This is a genomic window from Microbulbifer mangrovi, assembly GCF_002009015.1.
Classification (GTDB): domain Bacteria; phylum Pseudomonadota; class Gammaproteobacteria; order Pseudomonadales; family Cellvibrionaceae; genus Microbulbifer; species Microbulbifer mangrovi.
Genome location: NZ_LZDE01000289.1, coordinates 1 through 25,759, shown reverse-complemented (window position 1 = coordinate 25,759; position 25,759 = coordinate 1). Strand labels below are relative to the sequence as shown.

Below are 25,759 nucleotides of genomic sequence, written 5' to 3'. Positions count from 1 at the left end.
ATTCACAGCGGTTTCAAAAACCAATCCCCTGTGCCTTGCCGCCACAGGACCAGCGACAAAGCTTTAGAGGGTTTAGAACTTACCCACCATATTGATAAACACACCCTGACTGTCGTAATCCAGGTCAGTCAGGTCATCGGAGAAGTCGGTAAAGTTGTAGCCGATACCCGCCTTGAAGTTGCGTCCCATCTGTCGATACAGCGCCAGCAGTGCGCCGCTTTTGCGGTCACCCGCATCTGGCAGGTCGAGCAGGCGGCCTTCGATCAGCAGATCCCACTTGTTCACGAAGTGCCAGTCGGCACGCAGCACGTACAGGCTCGCGGAGCTGTCGAAGAATTCCGGATCATCCCGTTCCATACTCAACTGACCCAGACGGTAGGCGTACTTGGCGCCCAGGGTCCAGCGCTGGGTGATGTCGTAGTTGGTGTCGACGGAGAAGATATGGCTCTTCTGCACAAACTCGGTGGCATTGTTGACGCTGTTGGACGTCACCAGTACCTGATCCGTGGTGGGCACATTGTAGAAGTAGGTGTACTTCAGCAGCGTGTTCCAGCGATCGTTATCCACAGGACGGTAGGCGTAGCCCATAACCCCTTCGGTGAACTTGCCATCGTAGAACTCACCCTGTGAACTCTGGCTGTCGGAATAGTTGAGCTTACCCACAAGGCGCCAGTCCGGATTCATCTGGAAGCTGACGGTATTTTTCAACAGCCAGGTCTGGCGTTCGTTTTCCAGCACCGTCTCGGGATCACTCAGGGTCTGCATGTTGTCCACGCGGTATTCCACCGCACTGGACAGACGCAGGCTACCGTCGTTAAAGCCCATGCTCGCGCCCAGGGCGCGACGCTCGGTTTCCGCACCGGTACGCGGATCTTCCAGAGTGCCCGCTTCCACGCTGGTGCCGTAATTCCACTTGTCGCTGGGCGCCAGGTCCACGCCGAGGGCGTGGGTGAGGCCGGTGGAGACGTCACCGTGGGTGTAGCGCTCCTCACCGTAGATACTCGTGGTGTCGCTGAAGCGACTGCGGAAGCCGCTGTTCAGGTTGCCCTTGCGTGCGCGCACGCCGGTATCGGTACGCTCGTTGTCGAGGGTGTAGTTCAGGTAGAGGTTGGTGCGGTCGGTCACCAGGAAGTCGGTACCCACGCGCGCTGCGGTGCCGGTATCACCACCGGACAGTTCACTGTCCACAGTGAGACGCTCGCTCACGCGATAGGCGCCACCGAAACCGACGCGGTTGTTCTCGTCGCGATTACCGGACAGCTCGGCGGTGCGCTGTACAAAACCGAACGCATTCCAGTCGGCACCGGAATCGTAACTGGCCTGGACCGCCACGTCGGTGCGATCACCCTGGGTCTGGGTAACCGGTACCACCGGTGACAGGTCCTCCCGGGAATCGGAACGGGCAGCGGCGGCGAGACGCCAGCGATCGCTCAGGCGATAGCCGAGTTCCACATCTGTCGCTTCGGTCTGCAGGCCCTGTTGCTGTTCGCGGGTGTCGGTCTTGAGGCCCACATCAAAACGTTCGCCGATCGGTACGTTGACCGAAGCACCGTACTGCTCGGTTTCACGGGTGGCGAGCTGGCCGGGGCCGGAGAAACCTGCATCGCGCTGCTGTGCATAGACAGTCGCGGATCCACGTGCTCCCTCGAAGAAATCCCCCACCTGCAGGGCGGCTTCAAACTTGTTGGCACCGGCCTTGGCTTCGGGATCGAACGGCGCACCCTGGTCAAAGCTGCCCTGCTCGAAACTTCCCTGATTGAAGCTGTAACCACCGTCCAGGGAGGACAGGCTGTCGAGGGTGTTGCCCTGGCTCTCGGCGACTTCTACCTTCATCCAGGTACCGGCCGTTTTGCGCAGGGTCAGGTCGACACCGCTCAAGGAGGATTCATTGTCTTCCTCATCCTGCTGGCTCGCACTCAAACCAAGTTTCACATGATCGCCGGCCCAATAGTGGGCGCGACCGCCCACCGCGAGGGTATCCAGATCATCGAAGCCCGGAGTGTACTCGTAGCGCGCAACCAGGTACTGCGGGTTACCGTTGTAGGACCCGTCCTGTACGATCAGGTTGTCATTGGCAATTGCCGACAGCGGTCGGTTCAACAGCACGCGGCCCTGGATGTAGTCCACGTCGTAATCGATAACCGGGGTAAGGTTTTTCACTCCCAGTACGATGCCCGAGTTTTTGTCCCGCACTTCCACGCGCAGACGCTCGGAACCGGTGAGGATATCCTGATGTCGCATGTAATAGAGAGAGCCTCCGGTACCGCGGAATTCATCCCGTCCGGCAATGGTGCCCGGCTCTGCACTGAAGGCATCGATCTGGAAACGTTTCTCGCCGAAATCGGTCACGTCGTCGGTTTCGAAGTGGAAATTGGCCCCGTACAGCGCGCGGTCAATATGTGCCAGCTCGTTGTCGGTGTAGGACGCGTTGAAGTTACCCCACAGACCGTAATCGTCGTAATTCTCCAGCTTGATATAGAACTTGCCGGAAGTCGGTGCATCTTCCACCACGGTGGAGTCGTCACCAAAGGTGGGGTAGTACAGATCGCTGTCCAGACGACGGAACAGTGCGTCCGGGTTTTTCTCCATAAAGTTGGTGAACAGGTCCTCTACCGGCCCCTCTTCCGTATCCGCACTGGCGGAGAGCTGCCAACCGTCGCCGAAACTGCCGCTGGTGTAGAACGCCAGGCGGCCATCGTAGCTGGCAGAGTTGTCGTAGTGAGTTTCGTCACCGGTCACCAGTGCCGCGGGACCATTGGTCTTGTCGCGGGCGATGGTGAGGTCGGCGATACCGACGGTAAACCAGTCGTCCCGATTGAACTCCAGGTCGCGCAGGAACAACTCACCGTTACCGCTGTCGTCCAGCACTGCCACTTCCACGGTATGCAGGCCCTTGGCGAAAATCTCCTCGGCCACGAACTCACCACTGCTGCTCACCGGCACTTCGCGCCCGGCCAGCCACACACTGTGGTTCGCCGGAATATCCGAGCCGTTGACCAGCACCGCGTTACCACTGACCGGAATATTCTGCTCGGCGAGACGGTTTTCACCATAGCCCACCAGCAGTTCTTTCTCGGTGGTGGTTTCCTGCAGTTGCGGTTCGAAGTTATCCACAATCCACAGGGTCTGCGCACGGGTCTCGTCGAAACGCTGTTTCCAGTCGTATACCCGCAGTACGTATTTCAGTTTTTTCAGCGGCGCCTGGTATTCCTCAAAGCCCGCATCCCAGCTGCCCTCACCGTTCTGGTCGAGGGTGACCACCGCAATGGGTTCATCGCGCAGGGATTGTTCCTCCTCGAACACGCGCACTTCCGCGCGAGTGATAAAGGACGGGTAGTTGGTGTAGCGCTTGAACTGTACCCGGCTGTCGGCGATCTCGGTTTCCGGATCATCCGCATAGCGGATAGTGCTCGGGAAAGCGGTCACGTTCAGGCGCGGCTGCATGGTCTGGTTGTCGAAGCGGAACTGGATATTGGCGTTTTCCAGAGCCACGTCGGTACAGCGCTGCAGGTCGGCGGAATTTTTGTGGGGGTCGTATTCGGGCGCACCATCCACGGTGATACGCATCAGGTTGAGGGCGTAGGGGTTATGGGCCTCGGCCTCCTGTTGAATGCGCTCGATCTCCAGGCGATCCTTTTCCGCGAGTACCGCGAGTTCGTCATAGAGCACCTGCACTTCTACCCGCGCGCCATCCATGTGGATAAAGCCGGTCTGTACCACGTCTTTGGATTCCACAAAGCCGCGGCCTTCAAATTCCACCTGCTCGTCTTCCAGGCCGAGGTGCTGCTGCACCGCGCGCATGGTTTTCTCCGCGCGTGCCGAGGAGAGGCCGACATCGTCGCCGTACACCATCGCCTCACGGCGTTCCATGCGCTCGTTGTCGCTGTAGCCGATAAAGCTCAGGCGCACATTCTGTTTGCCGGAAACCTCATCCATCATGCGCTGCATCTGCGCCAGCTGTGCGCTGGTGATCTGCGGTTCACCGCTGTCGAGGAAGATGGGCGGCACATCGCCGGTGGGGGATTCGTGCGCAATGGTAATGGTTTCCGCAGCGGCGGACTCCGGACAGGCCTGCAAACCATCTGCGGCCGTTTCCAGCAGGTCGTCGTACCAGAATTCCACTTCCACACGACGGTTCAGGGCGCGGCCCTTGGCGGTGTCATTGGCGGCGATGGGCTGGGTAGAACCTTTGCCACTGCTAGTCACCATATAGCCCGGCATATTCAGCTGATCGGCCACCGCCAGCGCTACGCGACGCGCTTCGGCACGGGACAGCGCCATCTCATCGTCGTAGAGTTCTGCAGGACCTTCCGGCAGCGGCTTGCCGTCGGTGTGGCCAACAAAGTGAATAGTGAGATTCGGCTTATCGAGCAATGTGTTGCGCACTTCCTGAATGCGGCGCACAAACGGCATCGGCAGATCCACCTGTCCCGGCTGCAGGCGCAGCGGAGACACCAGGTTTTTCAGGCGCGCACGCTTGTCGGAGCCCGCGGTGTAGCGCAGCTTACACACGGTTTCCTGACGGCAGACCTGCACCCGGTTCAGCTGGGCCGCTTCGGCGCGACGCTGGGCATCGCGGGCCTCCTGATCCAGCTCGAAATAGCGCAGTTTCACCTCAACGCGGCGATTCAGCTCGCGGCCTTTTTCGGTGATATTTTCCGTCAGCGGTTCGCTGTCGCCGCGACCTTCAAACACTACCGCTTCTTCCGGCAGCTCCAGCGCGGTCTGGAAATATTCCGCCACCAGCTGCGCCCGTGCGCCGGTAAAGGCTTCCTTGTCAGCAAAGGTCGCCAACTGATCTTCGCTCAGCGGATCACTGTCGGTGTGGCCGCTAAAGATCAGCTGCAGCTCGTGTGCGTCTTCCAGTTCAGCGAGTTTTTCCTGCAGTTCTTCCACCAGCTCGGGAGCGATCTCATCGTCGACTTCCCTGTACACCAGCGGCGGGAGCACGTCGGTTTCCAGCACCGGTTCCTGCGGATCGATAAACGCTTCCGCGTCCTGTACCCACAGCTGGCCGGCTGCGGGAATCAGGGTGGTTTCGGTATTGCTGCCCAGCGGTTTCTCACTGTATTCACCGTTGCTCTCGACACCCGGGGACAGGCCGGGAATCAGTTGCCACCAGGCACCGCTGTCTGCAGCGCCCGTCTCAGCAGCATTCTCGGTAGTCGCATCCTGTGCAAACACGGATACGCTACTGGCGAGAACAATGGCAAACGCACAACCGGGTTGGATCATTCGCTTCAATTTAAAAACTCGGTTAGAAGGACGGAACATCAATGGAATCCTCCCTGATCGCCATCGTTTCCTAATGCGCGATCGACACTGCGTTTAAGGCCATCGAGCAGCCCGCCCCGACTGGGCGGCGCTCCTCTACGCCAGAATATTTCGGTTTCGATATTGAGCGGGTAGCAACAATCCAGTGCTGCCCAGTCTTCCGCGATACGTGCCTTGATGGTTTCGAGGCGCGCGTCTACCAGTGCCGGATCTTCATTCTCCGCCAGGTAAGACAGACGCAGTACGGAAGGTGCATCCTGCAGTTTTTCCAGCAGCAGTTCCGTGCGCGAATGCCACTGCGGACGCAGCTCTGTGGAACCGGGCTCGAATACCGCTTCCGCCAGGTCCAGGCGCACTACGCGGTGCAGACTGGTACCGAAGTTGAACTCCAGCATCTTGCCTCGGGTGGCGCGCTCTACCCGCGGGTTTTCCGTGGTCAGGCGGTAGCCGCTCGGCAGACTGCGGTCGTCCAGCTTCAGTACGAAGTTGGAGCCGCGATCCGGGTTCGGCACTGCCGCACAGGTGATGTGGAAACGACCGTGGGCATCGGTGGTGGCACGCAGGCCCTGCGCCGTCACCACGCGCGCTCCGGCTACACCGCCTTCACCGCTGTCCTGGTAACCGTTGAGGTTCTTATCGTCGTACACCTTGCCGATCACATCGGTACAGTCGAAGGTCGGGTCGGGAACCACGCGCACGGTAGCAGACGCCTCACCGGAAGCCTGCTGGCCGGAGAGTTCGTTGAACATGCGCGCGCGGTTGATGTACTTGCCTTCGCCCACACCGGAACCCACCACCAGCAACAGTTTCATGGTGCGGGTCTGCTCACCTTCGGCGCGCAGGTGCGGCCACTGCAATTGCAGGCCGTTCACTTCCGGCTCTACCGGTACACCGTCCAGGTTTGCGGAGCCGGCCACATACTTGAAGCCCGCAGGGAAGTAATCCACCAGCTGCAGGTCGGTCAGCGGCACCGCCATGGTGTTGGTAAAGGTAATGGTGTACGGCACCAGCTGGCTGCGGGTCACATTGGTCATGGCCGAGGTCTTGGTCAGCGCCAGCGCGCCTTCCAGCAGCGGATCCAGGGCAATGTGGTTGTTAAACAGCTGGCTGCTGCCCGGCTGGTTGGTGTCATCCAGGTTCAGACGCAGGTAGTAATCCGTTTCGCTGGAACGCGCATCCATATCGATGGGCGGCGGCAATTCAGAGAGCTGTATTTCACAGTGATTCGGGGTACCCGGAATCAGGTCTGAAGCACTGCCGAGACAAGCGCTGACATCGAAGGCGCCGGTTTCGATTCCGGTCTGCGGCGGAATGATCTGGGACGGGCCAGACATATAGTCTTCGTTCGGCACTTCCACTTCGATCAGGTAATCCGTATTCATGGCACAGGCCGCACTACTGAAGTTCAGATCGAACTTGTAGTAACCGCCGGGCAGTGTCACCTGGTTTTGTTGCGCCGGATCTTCGAAACAACTGTCCGGCAGCGCCTGGCCACTGGATGCCTGCAGCATACGCACGCGGGCACCGGCGATGGGCGCACGCACGACGGAATCGTAGATGACACCGTTGGGGGTAATCGGCAGATTCAGGTTCTGCGGGTTGGCACCGGAACCGATGTAGATCTCGCGGATCTCCTGCGGGCCGTTGGTGAAGTCGGAGCTGGCGATACCCAAAGACGCGGTGGACTCCACGGCATTCGGGGCCGAGTAGCGCAACTCGTAATTCGCGCCCGCCATATCCGCGCCATCCATGTTCGGCACCAGGCCGGCGAACTGGAAGTAGCCGTTCTCGTCACTCTGTACGGTTTCCAAAAACGCGTTGTTGAAGTACAGGTCCACGGTCCAGTTGCTGAGCAGACGCTCTTCACTGTCGGCAGTTTCACTGAAGTTCACATCGTGCCACAGGTAACCACTCAGGTTGGCGATACCCGGGGTACCACCGATATCGATGGCGACCGTAGCTTCGTTGTACGCGGGTGGGTCATTCCATTTCACCTGTGCGGTATTGAGCACCGTGTAACCCATCGCCAGGTTTTCGCCCAGCTTGGCTTCAAAGCGCAGGGTGATGGTTTCGCTCGGTTCCAGGTCGCCGTAGCTGGTGCTGTAGTCGACAGTGATCAGCGGGCCGTCGACCATCACCCCATCGGGCTGGCCATTCAGGCGCGCAGAGTCTTCCACGTAAGTAAGTACCCCTTCACCGGCGGTGAGCAGGTCGTCGTAAATGCTCACCAGGCTCGCGGGTACCGCACTGATGTTGGTAACACGCACGATGTATTCCAGCACCTTACCTGACTCGGCGGCACCGCCACCGACCACGGCTACTTCCTTGGTGATGGACAGCTGCTGTGCATCACCCACCACCACCTCGGTGGGCTGGGCGCCGTTGCTGCTGTTGCCATCCGCATCGGACAGGGTCAGCGGCAGCTCGAGGCTGTAAACACTGCCCTGGTTGCTGATGATGGTGCCGCGCTCGGTATCCGCATTGACCATCACATCGAACACGATGGTGGCGGTCTGTGCGGTAGTGATCACACCCTCGCCATCCGCGGGCATCGGCGGGGTCAGATCGTCACTGCTGACCGGCAGACCGGCCACCAGCGGCGACTCGCCACCATTGTCCGCCACCGCCAGGCCATTCAGGGTGGTGCTGTCGGCAACATAGGTGGTGTTCTCCGGTACCAGGTCCACAAGACGAACCTCGGTCGCATCCTTGCCACCCATGTTGCTGATGGTGATGGTGTAGCGCAGCACGTCTTCCGGATCGACGATACCGGAGGTCAGGTTATCCACCGCCAACTCGACGGTTTTCTGCACGCGCAGCAGCGGCACATTACCGACGATGTCGATGGTGGGATCGTCAGCAACTTCCGTGGTGGGATCATCGGAAGGCTGCTCATCCACCGCGATATTTTCACCACCGGCGCCGAGGCCATTGGCGAAGCCCTGGTTGGAAATCACGGTGCCGTCGTTGACGTCATTGATGGTCACATCAAAGGTAATGATCGCGGCCTGGCTGCCGGACGCATCCGGGTCTGCCAGCAGTTGACCTTCTTCGGCATCGGGAGACGGGATAACCAACGTCTGCGCCAGCGGCGTGCTGCCGTCGATGTCTTCCAGCGCCGCGCCATTCAGTGTGGTGGAACCGGCAACATACACGGTGTTGGCAGGCACCTGGTCGCGCAGGCTGGCCTCGAGCATGTTCTCGTTACCGATGTTTTCCACGCGGATGGTGTAGCGCAGGGTATCGCCCGGCATCAGGCTGTCCGGCTCGCCGGTGAGATCCTCGGAGGTTTTCTCTACCTTGAACACCGGTGCGGATTCGATGATCACGCGGGTGGGGTCCTCGTCGCCAGCTACCTGCGGATCTGCAGCGCCGTTGATATTCGGATCGTCACTGTCGATCAACGGCTGGCCGGGCAACTGTACCTGGGCCTGATTGAGTACCGCGGACGCGCTGTCGATCACATTGATCAACTGCACCTGATACACCAGCTGTACTTCTTCGCTGCCGCTACCCGCAGCGCCCAGGGTCAGATCGCGTACGTCGACCAGACCGGAGCCGTTGGCACCGCCTGCGGCGTTGGTCGCGGAACTGTCGGCACCGGCAGGCGCGGTGATGAGTTGCAGCGTGCCCGGTACGAACAGCGCCGGCGCATTCAGTCGATCCAGCTCATCGGTAATGGAAACATTATCCACATCCAGATCACTGAGGTTGCGCAGGGTCAGGGTGTACTGCAATACATCGCCCGGTGTCGCGGTGGTCGCAGGGCTCTCGGTAGAGGTGATATTTTCCACAACCTTTTCAAACAGCACGCTCGGCACTGCGGCGATCACGGTAAATACATCTTCGTGGTCTTCCACAGACGGGGTGCCATCGGGCGGATCGGCCGCGTAAGTGCGCTCGTAAATACGCGCGTCCGGGCCAGTGCTGTCCCAGCTGTACCAGCGCTCGGCACCGGCCACATTGTCCAGCGCGGTGCCGTCGACGGTGTTCTCATCCAGCCACGCATCGTAGGCAAACTGCAGGTGATGGTCCGCCGGCAGTGCCGCAGCGGCACCGCTGGTGGTAAACGTCAGGGTGCAGTTTTCCGCATCAAATACCGTGGTGAAATCGCTGCCCTCACTCAGGGTTGCCACGGCATTGCCACCGGCATCCACAACCGAGGCGGTGAAGTTTGCCGGCGGTGTCTCACACATGCCGCCCTGTTCAGTGCTGGGCAGGAAATCCCTTACGGTCAGGTCCCAAGCCGGACCGGTTCCGCGGTTGTGCACATCCAGAGTGAAGCGTCCGGCGAGACCGGACTGAATCTGTGCATCGCCGGTTTTGGTCATCACCAGCTCGTAGGGCTCGACAACTTCGATGGGCGCGGAGTATTCGCTGACCTCACCGGTACCGCGACCCGCATCCGGATCATCGTTGGCGTAGCTGTAGCTGTAACTGGCGCGGGAGCTAAAGGAGTTCCCGAACTGGTTCTGATCGGTATCGCGCAGACGCAGGGTGACATCAATCACCGCTTCACTGCCCGCTTCGATATCGATACCGGTGGCGTTATCCACAATGGTCAGCAACCCACCGTCGACGGAACCCTGTGGATTAAACGCGATATTGCCGGATACCTGCGTGGCTTCCACGAAGGCGAGATCCACCGGATCAATACCGGAATCCGCGAGATCCATCAGGATCGCGACATCGTGCAACGCACCCACCGCCGGAATGGTCAGGCGATAGACGAACGGCTCGCCGATGGACGCCTGCTCGCGGGTGGTCGGTTCAACAGCAATCTGCAGCGGCTGCGCATCCGGCGTACTGAACAGCACGCTCACCGCATCGCTGGGGCCGTAGGGCTGGCGGTTATCCAGCACCGCGCCCTCGGGAATTTCGCTTTCACCGAAGGAGTAATACCACTCGATAAAGGCGTTGTTACCGATTTGCAAACCGGCTGCGAGGTCACTGTCGGTGGTTACCTGGTAGACCACCTCGAGTACATCGCCCGCGGGAATTTCATTGGCAAAATTCCACACGGTTTCACCGGTAGCCGTATCGAAGGTCGGCTGCAGCGGATTAGTTGTACTGCCGTTGACGGAAACAGTTTCCACGCCAGCCTTGCGCATACCAACCGGAATCACATCCCGCAGCACTATGTCGTATGCCGGTGCAGTACCGTTATTGGTAATGGTGGCGGTAAAGGTGATTGTCTGGTCCGGCGTCAGCGCCACGGTACCGTCGGGGGTCGCCGTGAGAGCAAATTCCAGATCCGGTTGCAGCAGGTTCAGGACCTGCTCCGCCAGCAGCGGGGTGCTGGGACCGGCAGCGGTATCGAACTGGAAGCTGGCCGCGTTGCGCATCTCGATGCTGGCGGCATTCAGCGGCAGAACATCGCGCTGTACACGCGAGCGGTAGGTAATTACCAGTTCGTCACCGGCGGTATTCACCAGGGAACCGAAATTCCAGGTGATGTCACCTGCCGCCTCAGCCATTGGCTCCTGACCCAGGTCGTAGGTCATGCCGTCCGCAGCGATGGAAACGGTATCTACAAACACCATGCCTTCTGGCAGGGTGTCGGTGACAATCGCATTCGGCAAGGTGCCGCGCTGCGCACCGAGACGCAGCTCGTAGGTCACCAGGTCACCGATACGCAGTTCGCCGTCATTGAGCGGCGCGGTTTCACTGATGACATTCTTTTCGAGTGTCGCCGTGTTGTTAATTGCCAGCGGTGGCAGCTGCTCCGGACCGAGGAAGTAATTATTCAACGCGGTCGCATCTGGCATGTCGGAACCATCGCGCTCCACATGCTCAGGCGCGCCCGCCTGACTGGTCCACTGCACCGTGGTGCTGCCAGTCAGTTCCTGGCCGGCGAGCACGCTATCCAGCACGCGCACGTCGAACTCTAGTGCCCGGGTTTCACCGACGGGAATATCGGTGTTGGCTGCGGCATCCCAAGTCAGGCTCTGTGCGGTATCGATACCGTCACCAGTAATTACCGGTTCGGCAATCGACACACCGTTAAAGGTTGCGCTGCCCGCCTCATAGGCCCAGCCAATACTGAGCTCTTCCAGTACGGAAAGATCGTAAGCGTCGGAACCGTTCGCGCCCTGCTCGGCGAGTTGCAGGGTGAAATGATAGACATCGCCAGCCACCGGTTCGGGGTTACCGCTCTGGTTGACCGCGCTCTGGGTCAATGCCAGCTCCGGTTCAACAATGGTGACCGTCGCAGACTGGCCACCCATTTCGGTAACTACACCGGCTTCGTCGTAGGTGTAGGTGGCGCTGATATCGTAGGTCTGACCGGACTGGGCAGCGTCAACATTGGCAACCCAACCGGTGAACACAATTTCACGCACCTCGTTGGGCGGAATATCGCCCACATCGATGGTAAATACCTCGCCGTCTGGAACGGTAATCGGATTACCACCGATGGTGACCGTATCCAGCACAATCACTGTATCGCGGCCCTGAAGGGTATTTTCTACCTGCACATCCGCCAGGGTGGAGCTGGCTATGGGGCTCGCCGGAACCGTGATGCGATAGCTGATCGGTTCTCCGATCGGCGCGCGGCCATCGGTGGGTTCCATCAATTGCAGCGTCAGGTCTTCCGGATCTGCCACCGAGGTCATCAGCTGGAAGCAGTTTGCAGACAGCGTAGATTCACAGGCCGGCGAAGTACCTTCGTACAGGCGGCTGCTGGTGCCGTCGATATCGTTGGAAACGTACTTATCGATATGGAAGCGGTTGTACCAGGTGTGGCCGCTGGGAATATCGAGGTTCAGACCGACTTCGTAATCGATCTGGATGGTCGCACTTTCAGGGACTACATCGGTGAGGGTAAATTCGATAATGCCCGCATTCACCGTGTGGGTGTAGTTCGCGGCTACATTGTTAATCAGTACCTGGGTGACATTGACAGTGCCCTCATTGAACTCCGGGTTGGCCGGGTCGATATTCAGGGTATCCGCAATCACCATACCGTAGGCCGGCGCACCGCCCGTATTCTGCGCCTGCAGGCGGAAATTCATCACCTCGTTGGCGATATCCACAACCGTGTGCGGGCTGGTAACGCCGGAGCGGGAATCGGTTTTCTGCAGGTTGGTGACGTTCGGCTGTACGACCCAGATACTGGCCTGATCATCCAGCAGATCTGTGGCACCGTCATAGGTCAACTCGGCGCTGTTTGCACGCTCAATTTCACCGCTGCCCGCCGGGAATACGGTCTCGTCGTCGAGCACCACAGCGGTATAAACGATGGTGAACGGCGGAGTGGAATCACTTTCCGCATCGATATCTCCCAGCTGCCACTGCAGTGTGCCAGTCGCACCGGGTGCGGGCTCGATCGGGGCCTGGGAACAGGTAAACCCGTTGATACCACAATCGATACTATCGACCGAAACCAGCTCCAGTCCCGCTGGCAGTTCGTCGGTCACTACAACATTGCGGGTAATGCCGGGCTGGATACCGAGATTCAGGGTGTATTGCACGGTATCACCGATACGCGCGCGATCTGCCGCACCCCAGGCATCGGAGACGGCAGTTTTGCTGAAGTCGGTGCTGTCCTGGGTGGCTACGGTTTCATTGATAAAGGTGCAGTATTCGTTCGGTGCGACAGTATCCGGGCAACCCTCGCCATGACGCTGGTAATCACCGGGATAGCTATCCTGACCGGGCACACCGTAATCCAGTGAGGTCCAGTCGACGTGCACAATATTTTCGATCTCGCTACCGAATGCGGACAGTACTGTGGTGTTGTAAATCAGCGTGAGGGTTTCACCGGGGGCGATATCCAGGCTGTTGTCGCCATTCTCACGCCCCCACACAAACGCACCGTCGGCACGCGTGCCCGGCATATAGTCGGCACCGTTAACGGTCGCACTGTCCAGACGCAGCTGCTCTGGCAGCAGGTCTGCGATATTGACGTCGTATGCGGTGGAAACATTCGCACCGGTGGCGTTGGTAATCTCGATGGTGTAATCGAGTAGATCACCACTGACCGCACTCGCGGCACTCGCGGTTTTGGTTACCGTCAGTGCCGGTTCAGCCACCTCAATGGGGCCGGCATCATCGCTCAGCGTGCTCGGCGCGTTCAGGTAATCCAGCTCCGCGCTGTTGGAAAGCGCGGTGCCGGCAACCACAGTACCGGTATTCTCGATACGGGCGACATAGTAGATGTGGATAACCGGGTCGATGGCATTGGTGGCGCCGTCACCGGTGTCGTCTTCGGTTTCGGTCTCGACCTTGCCGATATTCCAGGTCAGAACCCCTGTGTCACCGTTTTGCGGCAGTGCACCGGCAAACTGTCCACAGGCGGTATCCGGCGCCTGGTCGTTGATGGTGCGGATCGTGGGAGTGCCGCCATATTCACAGCGGATTTCATAGCCGTGTGCAGGATCGGCGATGGCGTAGCCCGCGGACATGGTGTCGGTCACTACCACATTTTCCGTCACGCCTTCCGGCAGGCTGATATCCAGGCGGAAGGTGCGGTGTGCGCCGATGGCGCGGGATTCCGGGGTGGTGCCGTTTTCGGTGACATCCTCTTTCAGCAGCGCCAATCCGGCCACAATGGCATCGACGGTTTCGCTGTTGGTTTCGTAGTCATTGATCGCATCGTCAGCGTGGGGAAGCACACCAATACGCTGGCCATCTGCCGCGCCATCTACACCAATCTGGCCAGCGGGGTTCAGCGCAGTACCCTGTCCCGGCAGTGAGGTCCAGACTGCTTCCGCAGTATTTTCCAGCTGCTGGTGTGGCTGGGCAGAGTCATCCACGGTCACCTCGAAGGTGAATTCGCGGCTGTCGCCCGGCGCCAGCGGGTTTTCTGGATTCCAAACAAATACCGGCTGGTTTGCACCGAAGGTGGTGGTATCCACGCTATCCGGCACATTGGCACCCTCAACACTGCCGGGTACAAATGTCATCTCGCTATCGAGCAGATCGTCCAGAATACGCAGGTTATAGGCGCTCGCGGTACCGTTGTTGGTGGCGGTCAGGGTAATGATGATGGTATCTGCTGCATCAATATCACCGCTCGGTGCATCCCAGCTTTTGGTCAGCGCGATCAGCGGCTCAGTCACCTGAACTTCCACCTGACCGTAATCCAGGCTGTTATCGGTGCCGCCTTCGTCGCGCCATTCCAGCGTGGCGTTAGTCGCCGGCACACCGTTAATCAGAGAATCAGTATCGTTGTTGTCTGCACTATTCTGTACACGGGCGATAAATTTCAGTTCAAAAGTGAAGCGGTTCGGATCCCGGTCCGACGACGGGTTGGTAAGTACCACATCCCCGAAAGACCACTGCACCTGATTGTCGGAACAAATCGGCGTGACATCCCCAACATCACTGAGATCGGGACGTTTGAAACCGGCCGCGCTCCAGGGGGCATCGTTGGTGAGGTCAATCGTGGGCGCATCCGCACACATCATTCCCGCAGGCAATTCATCGGTAACCGTGAGTGCACGAAGCTGCGCTACTGGCAGTTCCGCGGTAAGGGTGTATTCGATTTCCTCGCCGATTTTTACCTGCTGTACGCCGCTACCCGCCAGCGGAGTTTCCGACAAGGCGGTAATGGTTTTCGGCTCGGTGGTCGGTTCGCTGAAGGTCATGGAAGCTTGCGCTTCGGTATCGGTATCACCGGTGACCGGATAGATACGCGCACCGCCCAGCTCGCCACTGCCCGGAGTAACCACAGTCTGGTTACCGTGGTCGTTGCCGCTGCCTTCAAGAGAGTCGTAGTAAGTAACCTGTACGTTATTCGTCAGGGTTTCAGACGGGGCGATGCGATCATCCGGGTCCACACGATAGTACATGTGCACACTGGCACCGGATTCGAGTCGACGCAGACCGGTGCCGTCAGCACCCTGGGTATGGGAGAAAGTGATGGTGGTCGGATTACCGTCGTTCATCACGTTGCCAACGATGACGCCCTCTTCTCCAGGCTCGTCCGTGGTGCCATCACCGTCGTTGTCGATACCGTCGCTGTCGAGATCTTCGATAAACAACAGATCCGGCAGGGTATCTTCAACGGTCAGGTCATATACCGGCGGGCGCGGATGACCATCCGCAGCCGCTTCGCTGGTGACAGTAAGTCGGTAAATATAGTCGTTGGTAGTGACTGCGCCCTGGTAATCACTGGTCCAGCCAGCGCCACAGGATCCGGTGCCATTGTCGAAGTCAGACGCCGCACAGATTTCCTTCACAACTTCGATGCGGGGCTCGGTAACCACCACATCGACACGGCGGATGGGCTCTTTCGGATAACCGACGGTTTCGCCACCGCCATAGCTACCGAATTCGTAGGTTTCCCAATCACCAGTGTTGTTATTGAAGAAGATGCCTTTAAACGAGGAATCCAGAATGTTGGCACTATTAAGGCCGTGCGCGTTGGGCGCGGCCCGGTTGTTCTGCAGTTTGTTGAGGACTCGACTGGTGGCATTGATGGTAAACCACTCGTCGATATCAACAATATAGGTGCCCTCGTCGGGCGCACCGCTGTAACCGGAGTTCTGGTTACCGGTGAAACGCCAACCGAACGGAGTGAGTTCGCCCAGCGCCGACGTCGACGGATCATTGGGTGCCTGGGTCGCACCGAAGATTTGCGGGGTCACCAGCGGCACGGTACTGGAGATAAAGCTCTGGCCGTTAGGGATCTGATCCAGAACCTGGATATCGCGCACACCGATAAAGTTGAAACCGCGGGAGTCGAAACCGAACCAGCCACCAGTCTGGATACGCACGGTACATTCTTCACCGATCTGTACGTGTTCTGCAGACTTGGTCTGGCCGGAGAAGGTGCCGGCAGCAGCGCTAGTGACGCTCGTAGTATTTTCGTTACAGACCCCGAGATCCGGTACACCACCATAGTTGCCGGAACCGGTATCACCCGCGGTTACCTGGTCTTTCTTCAGGTTAAAGCCGATGCCGCGCGACCAGTGCGCGTCCAGGGAGTAGAGGTTGCCGCGATCCACTTCGCCATCGCTACGGACATTGTCCGTGCTGCCCGGCACCGGGAACCAGAGGGGATTGCCGTTAGCTATCGCGGTGGGATTATTGATGGTGATAGAGGAAATGCTTCTATTACCTCCATCAGCTACTTGATCGACATTCTCAGTGAAGGAATTGACCTGGGTACCCGCAATGGTGAAATCGCTAAGAGTGAAAATTTCACCCACCACGTCCGCGCGGAAAGTCAGGTCGTCCGCGAGAATCCCCGCAGAGTCATTAGTCTTGTTGACCTCGAAATTAAAGGTCGCACTACTGCCTGCTGCCAACGCAGCATTCAATTGCGAACCCGTGGGCTGACACTGATACACAGTGCCATCGCTGGGCAACAGCATGTGCATCTTGTTGACTTGATCGGGAGCCGGATTCACAGCCCAAACCTTGTAGGGATCCGGGTGTCCCATTGGACGGCCGTTACCGTCGACACTGGTCTGAGTAATACTGGTCTGTGCACAGCTGAAACCGGCAGGCGCGCTACTGCTGACCACATTAATGGTCGCACCAAAACTGATAAATACACTGAAATCCCGCGCCTCGTCACCGCCTCGGTTGGTCACGGTAACGGACAGCGGCGTAGTCTGGGAGCGATCATCGGTGATGATAAACGTGGGCTCGTTGATGTTTACATCAAGCTCTTCCGGGGAAAAATCTACCGGTGTGCCCGCATCATTCGCGGCAAAAGTGTCGTTCAGACCATTGCCGGTCATGGTGGATTGCTGTACACCCTGTGCATCACACAGCGTTTTCATCTGCACGGTAAGGGTATTATCCAGGGCGGAGAAAGAACCCAGATCCGGGTCGGTCGGCTCCGGCCTTGCATTCAGGTCTATGGTTGGCAGCTCCTCAAGAACATCCAGATCCGCAGCGCGGTCGAAGTAATCCTTGTCTTTCATCACCACGGCGAATCGGATCACGATCACGTCGCCATGACGCATCAGGCCGGTGCTTTCCTCTGCCTGGTCGGCATCGGAGTCCGTAGAGCTGCTGGTCAGCTTAAATTCTGGATTGGAGTTATTGAGATAGTCGGCTTCATTGCCAGAAGTGCCCGGAATGGGACCATTGGCATTCACCCACTCCAGGGTATCGACACGCCCTTCATAGCTACCGTACAGGGAGAATGCGTTCTCGATGGTGGGCTCAAAGCTCGGATCAACCACGTATTCAGAGGGCAACTCGTCATTCAGATGCCAGGCCATACCCGGATCAAACCAGACGGTGCCGCGGCCTTCGTTGCGCAGGGTAATGGTCATCAGACCGCGCATACCTACGGGACCACTACCGGTAACACCGGTCAGCTGGCGCTCAACGCGCAGCGCATTGGTGCCGGCGTCCAGGCCATAGCGTGCATTTAGCACCGCCGTTTCCGTTTCACCGGAGTCAATGCCGCCCGGTCCGGGTTGCGCTTCACAACCGAACTGCACGTCTTGGAAAGTATTGATCAGCTCGGCATTGGTACAGGCAGCATCACTGTGAATCTTGCCCACGATATAGAGATTAATCGTGCTGCCATTACGAATGTCGGCGGTGTCGTTATCGTTATCAACATAGGCAGGACTGATATCATTGACCGAGGTGTGCTGACCAAATGGATCGGCCACCTCAAAATCCTGAAGTACAGTACCGGTTAACGCGTCCGTAGAAACACAGGTGGACCCGCCGGGAAGCACGCCATTAGCACTAGCTATCGCATTGGCCGCATCCGCCGTGGGACACACATAGTTAGCGTCCATGATATCGGCACGGTTCAATACATCATCGACACGCAAGTCCTGAAGATCCGCATCACCGGTGTTGCTGATATTGATACGCCAGACGATGTCATCGTCGTTATGACCATAGACCCGATCACTGCGCGTGCCTTCGCGCTGCCCACTGTCGTAGTTCCAGCCCTGCTTGTTCAACTGGATTTGCGGGCTGAAGACATTCACATTGCGAGTGTCCTGAGCAAGAGGCTGACTATAGTCATCCCAAAAATCGGTGGGCGGATTGTTCAGATCACCACTACAACTTGAGGAACTACAGCTGTAGTTGTCATACCAGCCATTATTCCGAAAGTTATAACGCTGCCCCGGGTCGTCATTACAGCCATCGGCCATACGGTAATTGATAGATGCTGTGGCAGTGGGGTTAGCGCCATACAGACCCTCCCTGTCATTGGGGCGGTGCACATAGACACGTACAGTGCGCGTATCACCGGGAGCCAGATCTGCCATATTGCGAATATTAATGGTGCTGCCACTGGCCGCTACGCTGCCACCACCAGGGATATTCGCACCTTCAGTAGCGTAATATTCCAGGCCATCGCTCAGATTGATGACCAGGTCATTAGTATTGGTATCGAAGCGCAAGGACGGATTGGAGGAGCCGTAGTCTGAGTTACGACGGCTCTGAGTGGCGGTTACGCAGATGTTTCCACCCGGTCCCGGGGGGTTATAACACTCGGTTACATCCTGGGTTTCATAGGGCTCATCACCATCCGCCGCATTGGTACCCTGGCGGTAGGGGTTAGTGATTTCCACATCCACGTAGCCGTAGCTACACAGAAAACAGAACCCCTCGGTTACCTGCACAAGATTACTCGGCGGGTTCTGCTCGCCAACCACACACATGTTGGTATAGGCAGCCAACGCCTGCCCCGAAGTCAGCAGTAATGCAACTGACAGCAGCCACCGCACTGAATACTTCAGTGCCGCAAGTGCATTTCTGAATGATTTTCGCCCAGTTACTTCAGACTTCATCGCGTTCCGCTGCCAGTCAAAATTTGAATTTGCCAACCGCCGCACAGGCGGCGCCACCGGAGGAAGGCCCGGTCGCGGAACTTTATTGCAAGGGGGGAGTCGGCGCCGTGAAGCAAGTCATACTTGCGCGCCAGGGAGGGAACTTTTTCTACGTTTGCCAATCAGTTCTCAAGTAAAGCTAAGGTAGTTTCTTAAGAATTGGCAAGTTTTACCCATCAACCGACAACTCAGTAGTGAGTTAGGGCCGACTTACGCTGTGGGCGGCGTAATACCGTCACAGGCGGGACCACCTAGGTACACTATTGGAAGAAAGAAAACGGCACCGTGAAGCAGGTCATAACTGCGGCGCCGGCGACAAGCCTTAGTCCCGAATTGCCAAGTGGTTCTCGGGAGCATTCAAAATCGTAAGCCCCAGGGGCCACTATGGCAATGAGACGGCGACCAAGGTCGCGAGTCAATCCTGATAGCGGCCTTCCCTGTATTCGAGAATACTTAAGCCGTCCCGGTCTACGTCTGCTGGCCATTTGAACGGTTTGCATTCAGGCGATACTGAATAGATTCCCGTACATGCAGCCCTGGCCTCATCAATCTCGGCCTGGAATTCAGGTTTCGGCATCATTCGAAGACTTGAAACTATACTTTCAATAAGGCTAAGCATCGGCTGGGGACTGATTTTTGCATCTACAGTCTCCCTCTTTCCGGCACAGCTTTGACTGTAGTCAAACGTTACAACTGCCAAGCGATCTTTAGATACTGGAAAGAATAACTTGCGGCAGTGGATAACTCGCGTGAGATTCTCAATGACATCCAGTTGTACTGCTGGAACCGGCATGGTGTTAATAGGAAGCCAATCGACCGGCGCCAGATAGTACAGCGAGCGCTCACGCCGGTCATAGACTTTATGCCCATAACGAGAGGTAAGATAGCCCTGTATCGCCACCTCCAAAGCCGAAGGAAAGAGAAGGTTAAACTTGGTGCTTCTTTCCCGGGTTCCAATGATCTTTACCGAGAAACCAACATCTCCCATGTACCCCGTAAACCAAGGGCCATAAAACGCCCAGCGCCTCCAGCAAATGCTTACTTTTCGCCAACTGTCACTGGGAACAAGCGAGCCTCCGATTGAGGTGAGATGGTCAAGGCTATAATAAGTCCGAAGCTTGTACTCTTCAGCCGGGAAGCGTCGGGAAGGAGCGTGGCGCGGCGCACGAAACTCTAATGTGCATAAAGGCAGATGTACACGCTCAATTTTTGCCCGCTCAATTGAAGGACCTCGCGGCACACATTGCCCTTCGTGCTTTCTCAACTCCAGTGAAGAATATTTGATCGCATCTAGCATCAGAGTTTACTCGCTACTTCATTATACTTTCGGGGTGCCCAAGCCTTTAGCGCTTGCTTCCCAAGCTTACCTGCTGCTCCTGCAACACCAGCCGCAGCGCCCAACACAGCCAGAAAGGAACCCGCAGCCGGAGCGCTTACTGCCAGCCCTGCCAGACCGGCAGCACCTGCGACAAAACCTACAGCATTGTGTACAGTAACACCCGCACACACTGTATCCGTCGCCTTATGAAGCAAGGTATAGGTACCCTCTTCTTTCAGGCGACGCTCTCTAATCATTCGGAGGTTGTCGCGATTCCCAATATAGTCAAGCGCATTGGAATCTTTGACTTTACGGTCCAATTCTAACCCTTCAACCCCATGCATCGCTTTCAGAGCTTCATTGGGAGAAGTACTCGGCCGATACATAAATGCCGTGTGCCCATTAAGCTTAACTTTCCTGTCTGCAAGTATTTGCAGCGCCTGAGTAAGGACACCAGAACCACCAAACTCTGAAATCCAACGCACATCCTGCACATCCTTCGCCATGTACATAGTTCGCGCAAGCAGCAGTGCGGACTCATGAAGGCGCTCATTTCCCAATGGGTTTATGGCACTTCTATACCGAACCAACCCTCCAATAGGCTTGCTACCCGGCGTGAAATGTAAATCGAAGCCACCACCAGGGCCAGCGAACTTTATAGATCGCGCCCCGCCGGAAACATTCGCTATAGAACCGCTCCCCGAAAGGGTATCGGCTGCAGATTTTACCGCATCGCCGGGAAGCGAATAGCCACTGTCCCCAATAGCAATGACACGTTGAGGACGCTTATCCACCTCACCATTTTTACGAAGGTTTGCGCTCCAACGCCCTTCATTAAACGTTGCACCATATAGCCCCGGCGCCAGCCGCTCCTCAATCAAATCCCCGTAACTTAAGTCTGCCTGAAAGTGCAGCAACTTATAGGTGTCGTCCGGTAGCTTTTCTGTCGTAACCCGACATCCAGGCAGGATGATCACAAATTCCTCAGTTCCCCCACGATGGGTGCAACCAGGCTTGACGAAAATATTTTTCTGGCTCAGGCGGCCCGCTGCCAACTGCTTGACGCCATTGACGCTCATCTGGGCCCAGTAGTTACCTCGATTGGCAAGGCAAACGAGTTCATTCCAGATGGGTTCGGCTTGGGGGGTGATGGTGATGCGCTTGCCGAAATGGCGTCCGGCGATGAGTTTATCTGCGCTGACAGGGGTGTAGTTGAACATCCGGCGAAATCCCTTTGGCTCCGTGTTATCCACTCGGCACCATTCATTGGTGGCCAAAAGGATGCTACTGCTAAGCTGAGGGCTTTTCTATACGACAGATGTACCAACTAAAGGCTCAAATAAGAACTTTCGGCAGAGGTTATGAAGAGCTACCCACTACTCCGGGATTTCCGGAGTAGTGGGTCAAGCTGGTCGACTTACGCTGCGGGCAGGAAGTCGATCGGGTACAGGATGGTGATGGTTGGAACACCTTCCTTGGGCCCGAAGTTGAACCGCTTCACGCGGGCAACAATCTTGCTGTCCAGGGTGGGCGAGTCCATATCACTGTTTTCAACTTGTGCCAGTGATACCGAACCGTCCGGTTCGATGGTGATCTTGAGCACCATCTTGCCCTGGAGGGCCGGGTTGTTACGCAGTTCGCGGTTGTAGATCCGGTAGAGCGCCGACTTGTAGCGGTCGAACACGATCTGGATCTCTTCGTCGGTACGGGACGGACCCATGCCGTCGCTGAGCGGACGTTCTTCGCCGGCGAAGTCACCTTCGGTGCCGATACCACTGGATACCCGCGAGAAGCTGACCCCATCCAGCGCGGTACCCACACCACCGGCATTACGGCTGAGTGCGGCGGTATTGATACCGTCCGAACCAGATTTCGCCGCCGCGGTGATAAGTGAGCGCTGACTGCGGTTTTCCTTCTTGCCTGCGGTACTCAGCTGAGTCTGCTGGCCGAGACGCTGGTCGAGGTCATCCTGGATCAGATCCTGGAAGTTGTCTTTGAAGGCCAGTACGCCGGCACGTTCAACCTTCTTGCGAACCTGTTTCTTCTCAACATTGGATGGCTTGGGCTCTTCCTTCGCCACTTCCTGCTTCGGTTTCTCAGGCTCTTTCTTTTTCTCTTCCGGCTTCTTCACTACCTGCTCAGGCGGCGGTTTGGGCTTGGTCTTTTTCTCCAGCACCAGCTTGGCCAGGCGCTCGGGCACCTCTACCACCTCGTCTTCATCTGGCTCGGGCAGTTGCCACATGTGAATACCGAAGCCGAGGAAAAAGGCCAACAGCAAGCACGCGAGTACACTGATGCGGAAGCGCCGCTCATCATCGCCGTTGGTATTCCAGGGCATGATGGCATCGCGGAATGCATTGTCGCCCAGTTCGCGAGTAACTTCGTACTCGTAGTGGACATCTTCCTCCGCCTGGCGGATCTCCCGGAACTCGGCATCCAGGTCGAAAAGATCATCCCGGCAGTCTTCCATCTGATCCTGAAGCTTGCGCTTGCGCTCAAGCATCAGGTCCATATTGGCGTTATAGATACTGACGGTTTTCTGCAGGCGATGAATCAGCGCCTTGGAAGCATCCTGCTTGTAGTGCTCCGCCCAGAACAGATCACCAGCACCGGCCTCTTCCAGCTTTCCGAGGCGATCGGAAATCTCGTCGAGCAGTTGGTGCTTGGCTTCATCCTCGCGCAGCGACTCCAGCTTGCCATCAACCTGACCGCACTCTTCCTCGAGGGCGGCCAACTGCTGGCGAACTTCTTCCTGCTTCGCTGTCAGTGCCTGTTTTTGTTGATGAAAATTATTCACAAAGGCTCACTAACTCTGAGATGCTTTTTGAATCACCGCCAGGGAAATTCGCGTGTATCCAGCATTGGTGCAGCTGGACATGACCTTTTTCAGCACACTGAATGGCACTGTACGGTCTGCCAGAATATTGACTTCCGGGGGCTCAGCGAGTAGTTCTGCCGCCTCTTCGGTGACATCCTCACCAGCCGCGGCGCGCTCGGCCAGTGCGGCCTTGGCCTCTTCCAGCTCGGTGTCCGCCATGGTGATCGCTTTACCCACCGCTTCGATCATGCCCTGCTGAATGGCCGCTACTACGAGGTCTTCGCTCTGGTAGAGGTCTTCGGTCTTCATGATCGGTTTGGTTTCGATCAGCACTTCGTCGTGAGTCACCATCAGGGTGACGGTCTCGCGCGGCTTGGACTCCACTACCGAGTCCGGAAGGGTAATCACCTTGGGCGCTTCGATGGCTTCGTTGCTGGAACTGTTGGTCAGCAGGAAGAACACCAGAATGGTGAACACATCCATCAACGAGGTCAGGTTCATGCCCGGTGTCTTGCGCTTGCCGCTACGCGCCATGCGCTTCATGCGTCTGCTTTCACGCTTCATGGCGCATCTCCCAGGGAAATATCGGGAAAGAGTTCCAGCGTTTCCGGTTTGGCATCGGGATCTGGCACCGCACCTTCTACCACTTTCGGCATAACCTGGGCGCTGCGTACCGCATCCATCACACCGACCAGGTGCTCATAGGCCACATCGGGCTCCATCAGCAGCGTGGAATCGGTTTTATCCGGATAGGTTTCCTTGATACGCAGCAGCTGCTCGCGCAACTGGGCCAGATCGTAAACCTCGTCCGTGGGCTGGATAATCGGCAGACCATTTTCATCTACCGGCACTTCCGCGGCTTCGCCTTCAGCATCCGCTTCGGCACCGCTCTGTTGATTCAGATTTGGAAAACGCGCGATCACTTTTGAGCCGTCGCTAATTTCCAATGCTGTTTTGCGAACGACCACTTCCAGGGTCACTCCGGGGTCTTCCGCTCCGCCCCCGGCACCGGTGGGCATATTGAGCTCCAGGATGGTGACCCGGGAAAACACTGCGGAAACCAGCAGGAAAGGTACCAGCACCACCATCAGGTTCAGGAAGGCGGTAATGTCCAGTTCCGGGGCTTCTTTTGTTCTACCGTGACGCCTGCTTCTCATTACGCGGTTTCCGGCTTGGTCTTTTCTTCGGTAGTGGCTTCAGCTTTCTGCTGAGCCTGCTGGGTTTGCTGTACGTCGCGATTGACCGGCCTGGAGTCAGCTGCACTTTTGCCGGCTTTGCCCTTCTCTTCCTTCTCCGCATCGCTGCGACGGCGGGTACCGGAAGACATGATGTTCAGCGCCTTTACGGAAACCATTTCGAGGCTATCGACGATGCTGCCGGTCAGGGAGTTGAGCAGCGCGTGTACGATCAGCAGCGCGATACCCACCATCAGACCGAAGGCGGTGGTGTTCATGGCCACGGAGATACTGGCGGAGAGCAGGTCGGCTTTTTCCGCGGGGTTGGCGTTGGCAACCGCGGTAAAGGCTTCGATCAGGCCCATAATGGTACCGAGCAGGCCGAGGAGTGTGGCGATGTTGGAGCCGAGCGCGACGTAGGGAGTACGTTTTTCGAGCTGCGGAATGGTCTCCATGATGCTTTCTTCCATGGCGATCTCGATGTCTTCACGACGACGCACCGCGCCCTGACGTTCGAGGCCCATGGCGAGCAGTCGGCCGACGCCGGTGTTTTCGTCTTTGACCAGGTTACGCGCACGGTCAAAGTCGCCGGCGTTCAGTACCGGTTGTACTTTGTCCCAGGTAGCGCGGTTGGTGTGACGCTCATAGACGAGACGAACATAACGTTCGATCGCTACTGCGGCGCCGAGCGCGAATACCACCAGAATGGGGTACATGAATGCACCACCAGTCTGAAAAAACGCGACTACACTGTTCAAGAAATCCATCACTTGCCCTCTTGGTTTTCTTTCTCGGCTCCGCGGTATTAGCCCGCTTTACCTTGGCTTGACCCTGATTGGTCGATTCTTGGTTAATTGCTTTGTTAGCCTTGTGGCTTACTCGTCTGTGAGGCTGAGTTCATAGAACTCCAGCTCCCTTTCAAACACTTCTTTATCCAGTGGCTGCAGGCTCGGATCGAGTAAACTGGAGTTCAGGCCACTTTCCACACCTACCTCGGAACTCTTCCACGGCACAATATAAAGCGATTTTGGTGCTTCCTTATTCCCGATAATGGAGATACCGGAAAGTGACTTCACTTCGTTATCGACTTTCTTGCCGGAGTCTTTTTCCTCGTCCTGCGCAAACGCTGCTGGCTGCGCGAGGGGCAGGAGTATGAAGGAAAGAGCGAATGTTTTTGCGATTATTTTTCCAGTCATCAGTTGGCCCGCCGTTTCAGGTCTGCCACCCAGATGGAGACTTTGGGATCTTCAGGTTGATATTTCAGGTACTGCTCGAATTGTGCGAGTGCACAATTCACATCCTGAAGATATAGGTCGCACAGGATACCGAGGTTCTTGATCAACGGCAGGTAGTCAGGGTGCAGTGCGAGAGATTCGGTATAGGTTTTGCGCGCTTCGTCAAAGCGGCCCTG

The 25,759-nt window shown here is 57.4% G+C and carries 10 protein-coding genes; all 10 read right to left on the bottom strand.

Annotated features, from left to right (window positions below; translation table 11 throughout):
* Nucleotides 1-72 precede the first annotated feature (72 nt).
* Nucleotides 73-5,235 (bottom strand): OmpA family protein, encoded by a 5,163-nt coding sequence (locus B4U49_RS07535; RefSeq protein WP_078083960.1) that lies wholly within the window; start codon nt 5,233-5,235, stop codon nt 73-75.
* Between the two features lie 38 nt (nt 5,236-5,273).
* Nucleotides 5,274-18,935 (bottom strand): DUF11 domain-containing protein, encoded by a 13,662-nt coding sequence (locus B4U49_RS07530; RefSeq protein ID WP_158078577.1) that lies wholly within the window; start codon nt 18,933-18,935, stop codon nt 5,274-5,276.
* 517 nt (nt 18,936-19,452) lie between these two features.
* On the bottom strand, nt 19,453-20,334 hold the full coding sequence (locus B4U49_RS18835) for a hypothetical protein (protein ID WP_143735579.1): 882 nt from the start codon (nt 20,332-20,334) through the stop codon (nt 19,453-19,455).
* A complete protein-coding gene (locus B4U49_RS07520) occupies nt 20,334-21,575 on the bottom strand; it encodes a hypothetical protein (protein WP_078083957.1) in 1,242 nt (413 codons plus the stop codon). Before B4U49_RS07520 ends, B4U49_RS18835 begins: the two co-directional genes overlap by 1 nt.
* A 197-nt stretch (nt 21,576-21,772) precedes the next feature.
* Complete coding sequence (locus tag B4U49_RS07515; RefSeq protein ID WP_078083956.1) at nt 21,773-23,152, bottom strand: AgmX/PglI C-terminal domain-containing protein; 1,380 nt, start codon at nt 23,150-23,152, stop codon at nt 21,773-21,775.
* 9 nt (nt 23,153-23,161) lie between these two features.
* Nucleotides 23,162-23,737 (bottom strand): ExbD/TolR family protein, encoded by a 576-nt coding sequence (locus B4U49_RS07510; protein ID WP_239692507.1) that lies wholly within the window; start codon nt 23,735-23,737, stop codon nt 23,162-23,164.
* Nucleotides 23,734-24,330, bottom strand: a complete 597-nt coding sequence (locus B4U49_RS07505; RefSeq protein ID WP_078083955.1) for an ExbD/TolR family protein — start codon at nt 24,328-24,330, stop codon at nt 23,734-23,736. Before B4U49_RS07505 ends, B4U49_RS07510 begins: the two co-directional genes overlap by 4 nt.
* Entirely contained in the window at nt 24,330-25,115 is a 786-nt protein-coding gene (locus B4U49_RS07500) for a MotA/TolQ/ExbB proton channel family protein (RefSeq protein WP_193432824.1), read from the bottom strand. The genes B4U49_RS07505 and B4U49_RS07500 overlap by 1 nt, the downstream gene beginning before the upstream one ends.
* A gap of 108 nt (nt 25,116-25,223) precedes the next feature.
* Entirely contained in the window at nt 25,224-25,544 is a 321-nt protein-coding gene (locus B4U49_RS07495; protein ID WP_239692506.1) for a hypothetical protein, read from the bottom strand.
* A partial coding sequence (locus tag B4U49_RS07490) for a tetratricopeptide repeat protein (RefSeq protein ID WP_420811467.1) occupies nt 25,544-25,759 on the bottom strand: 216 nt, incomplete at its 5' end. The genes B4U49_RS07490 and B4U49_RS07495, both read right to left, overlap by 1 nt.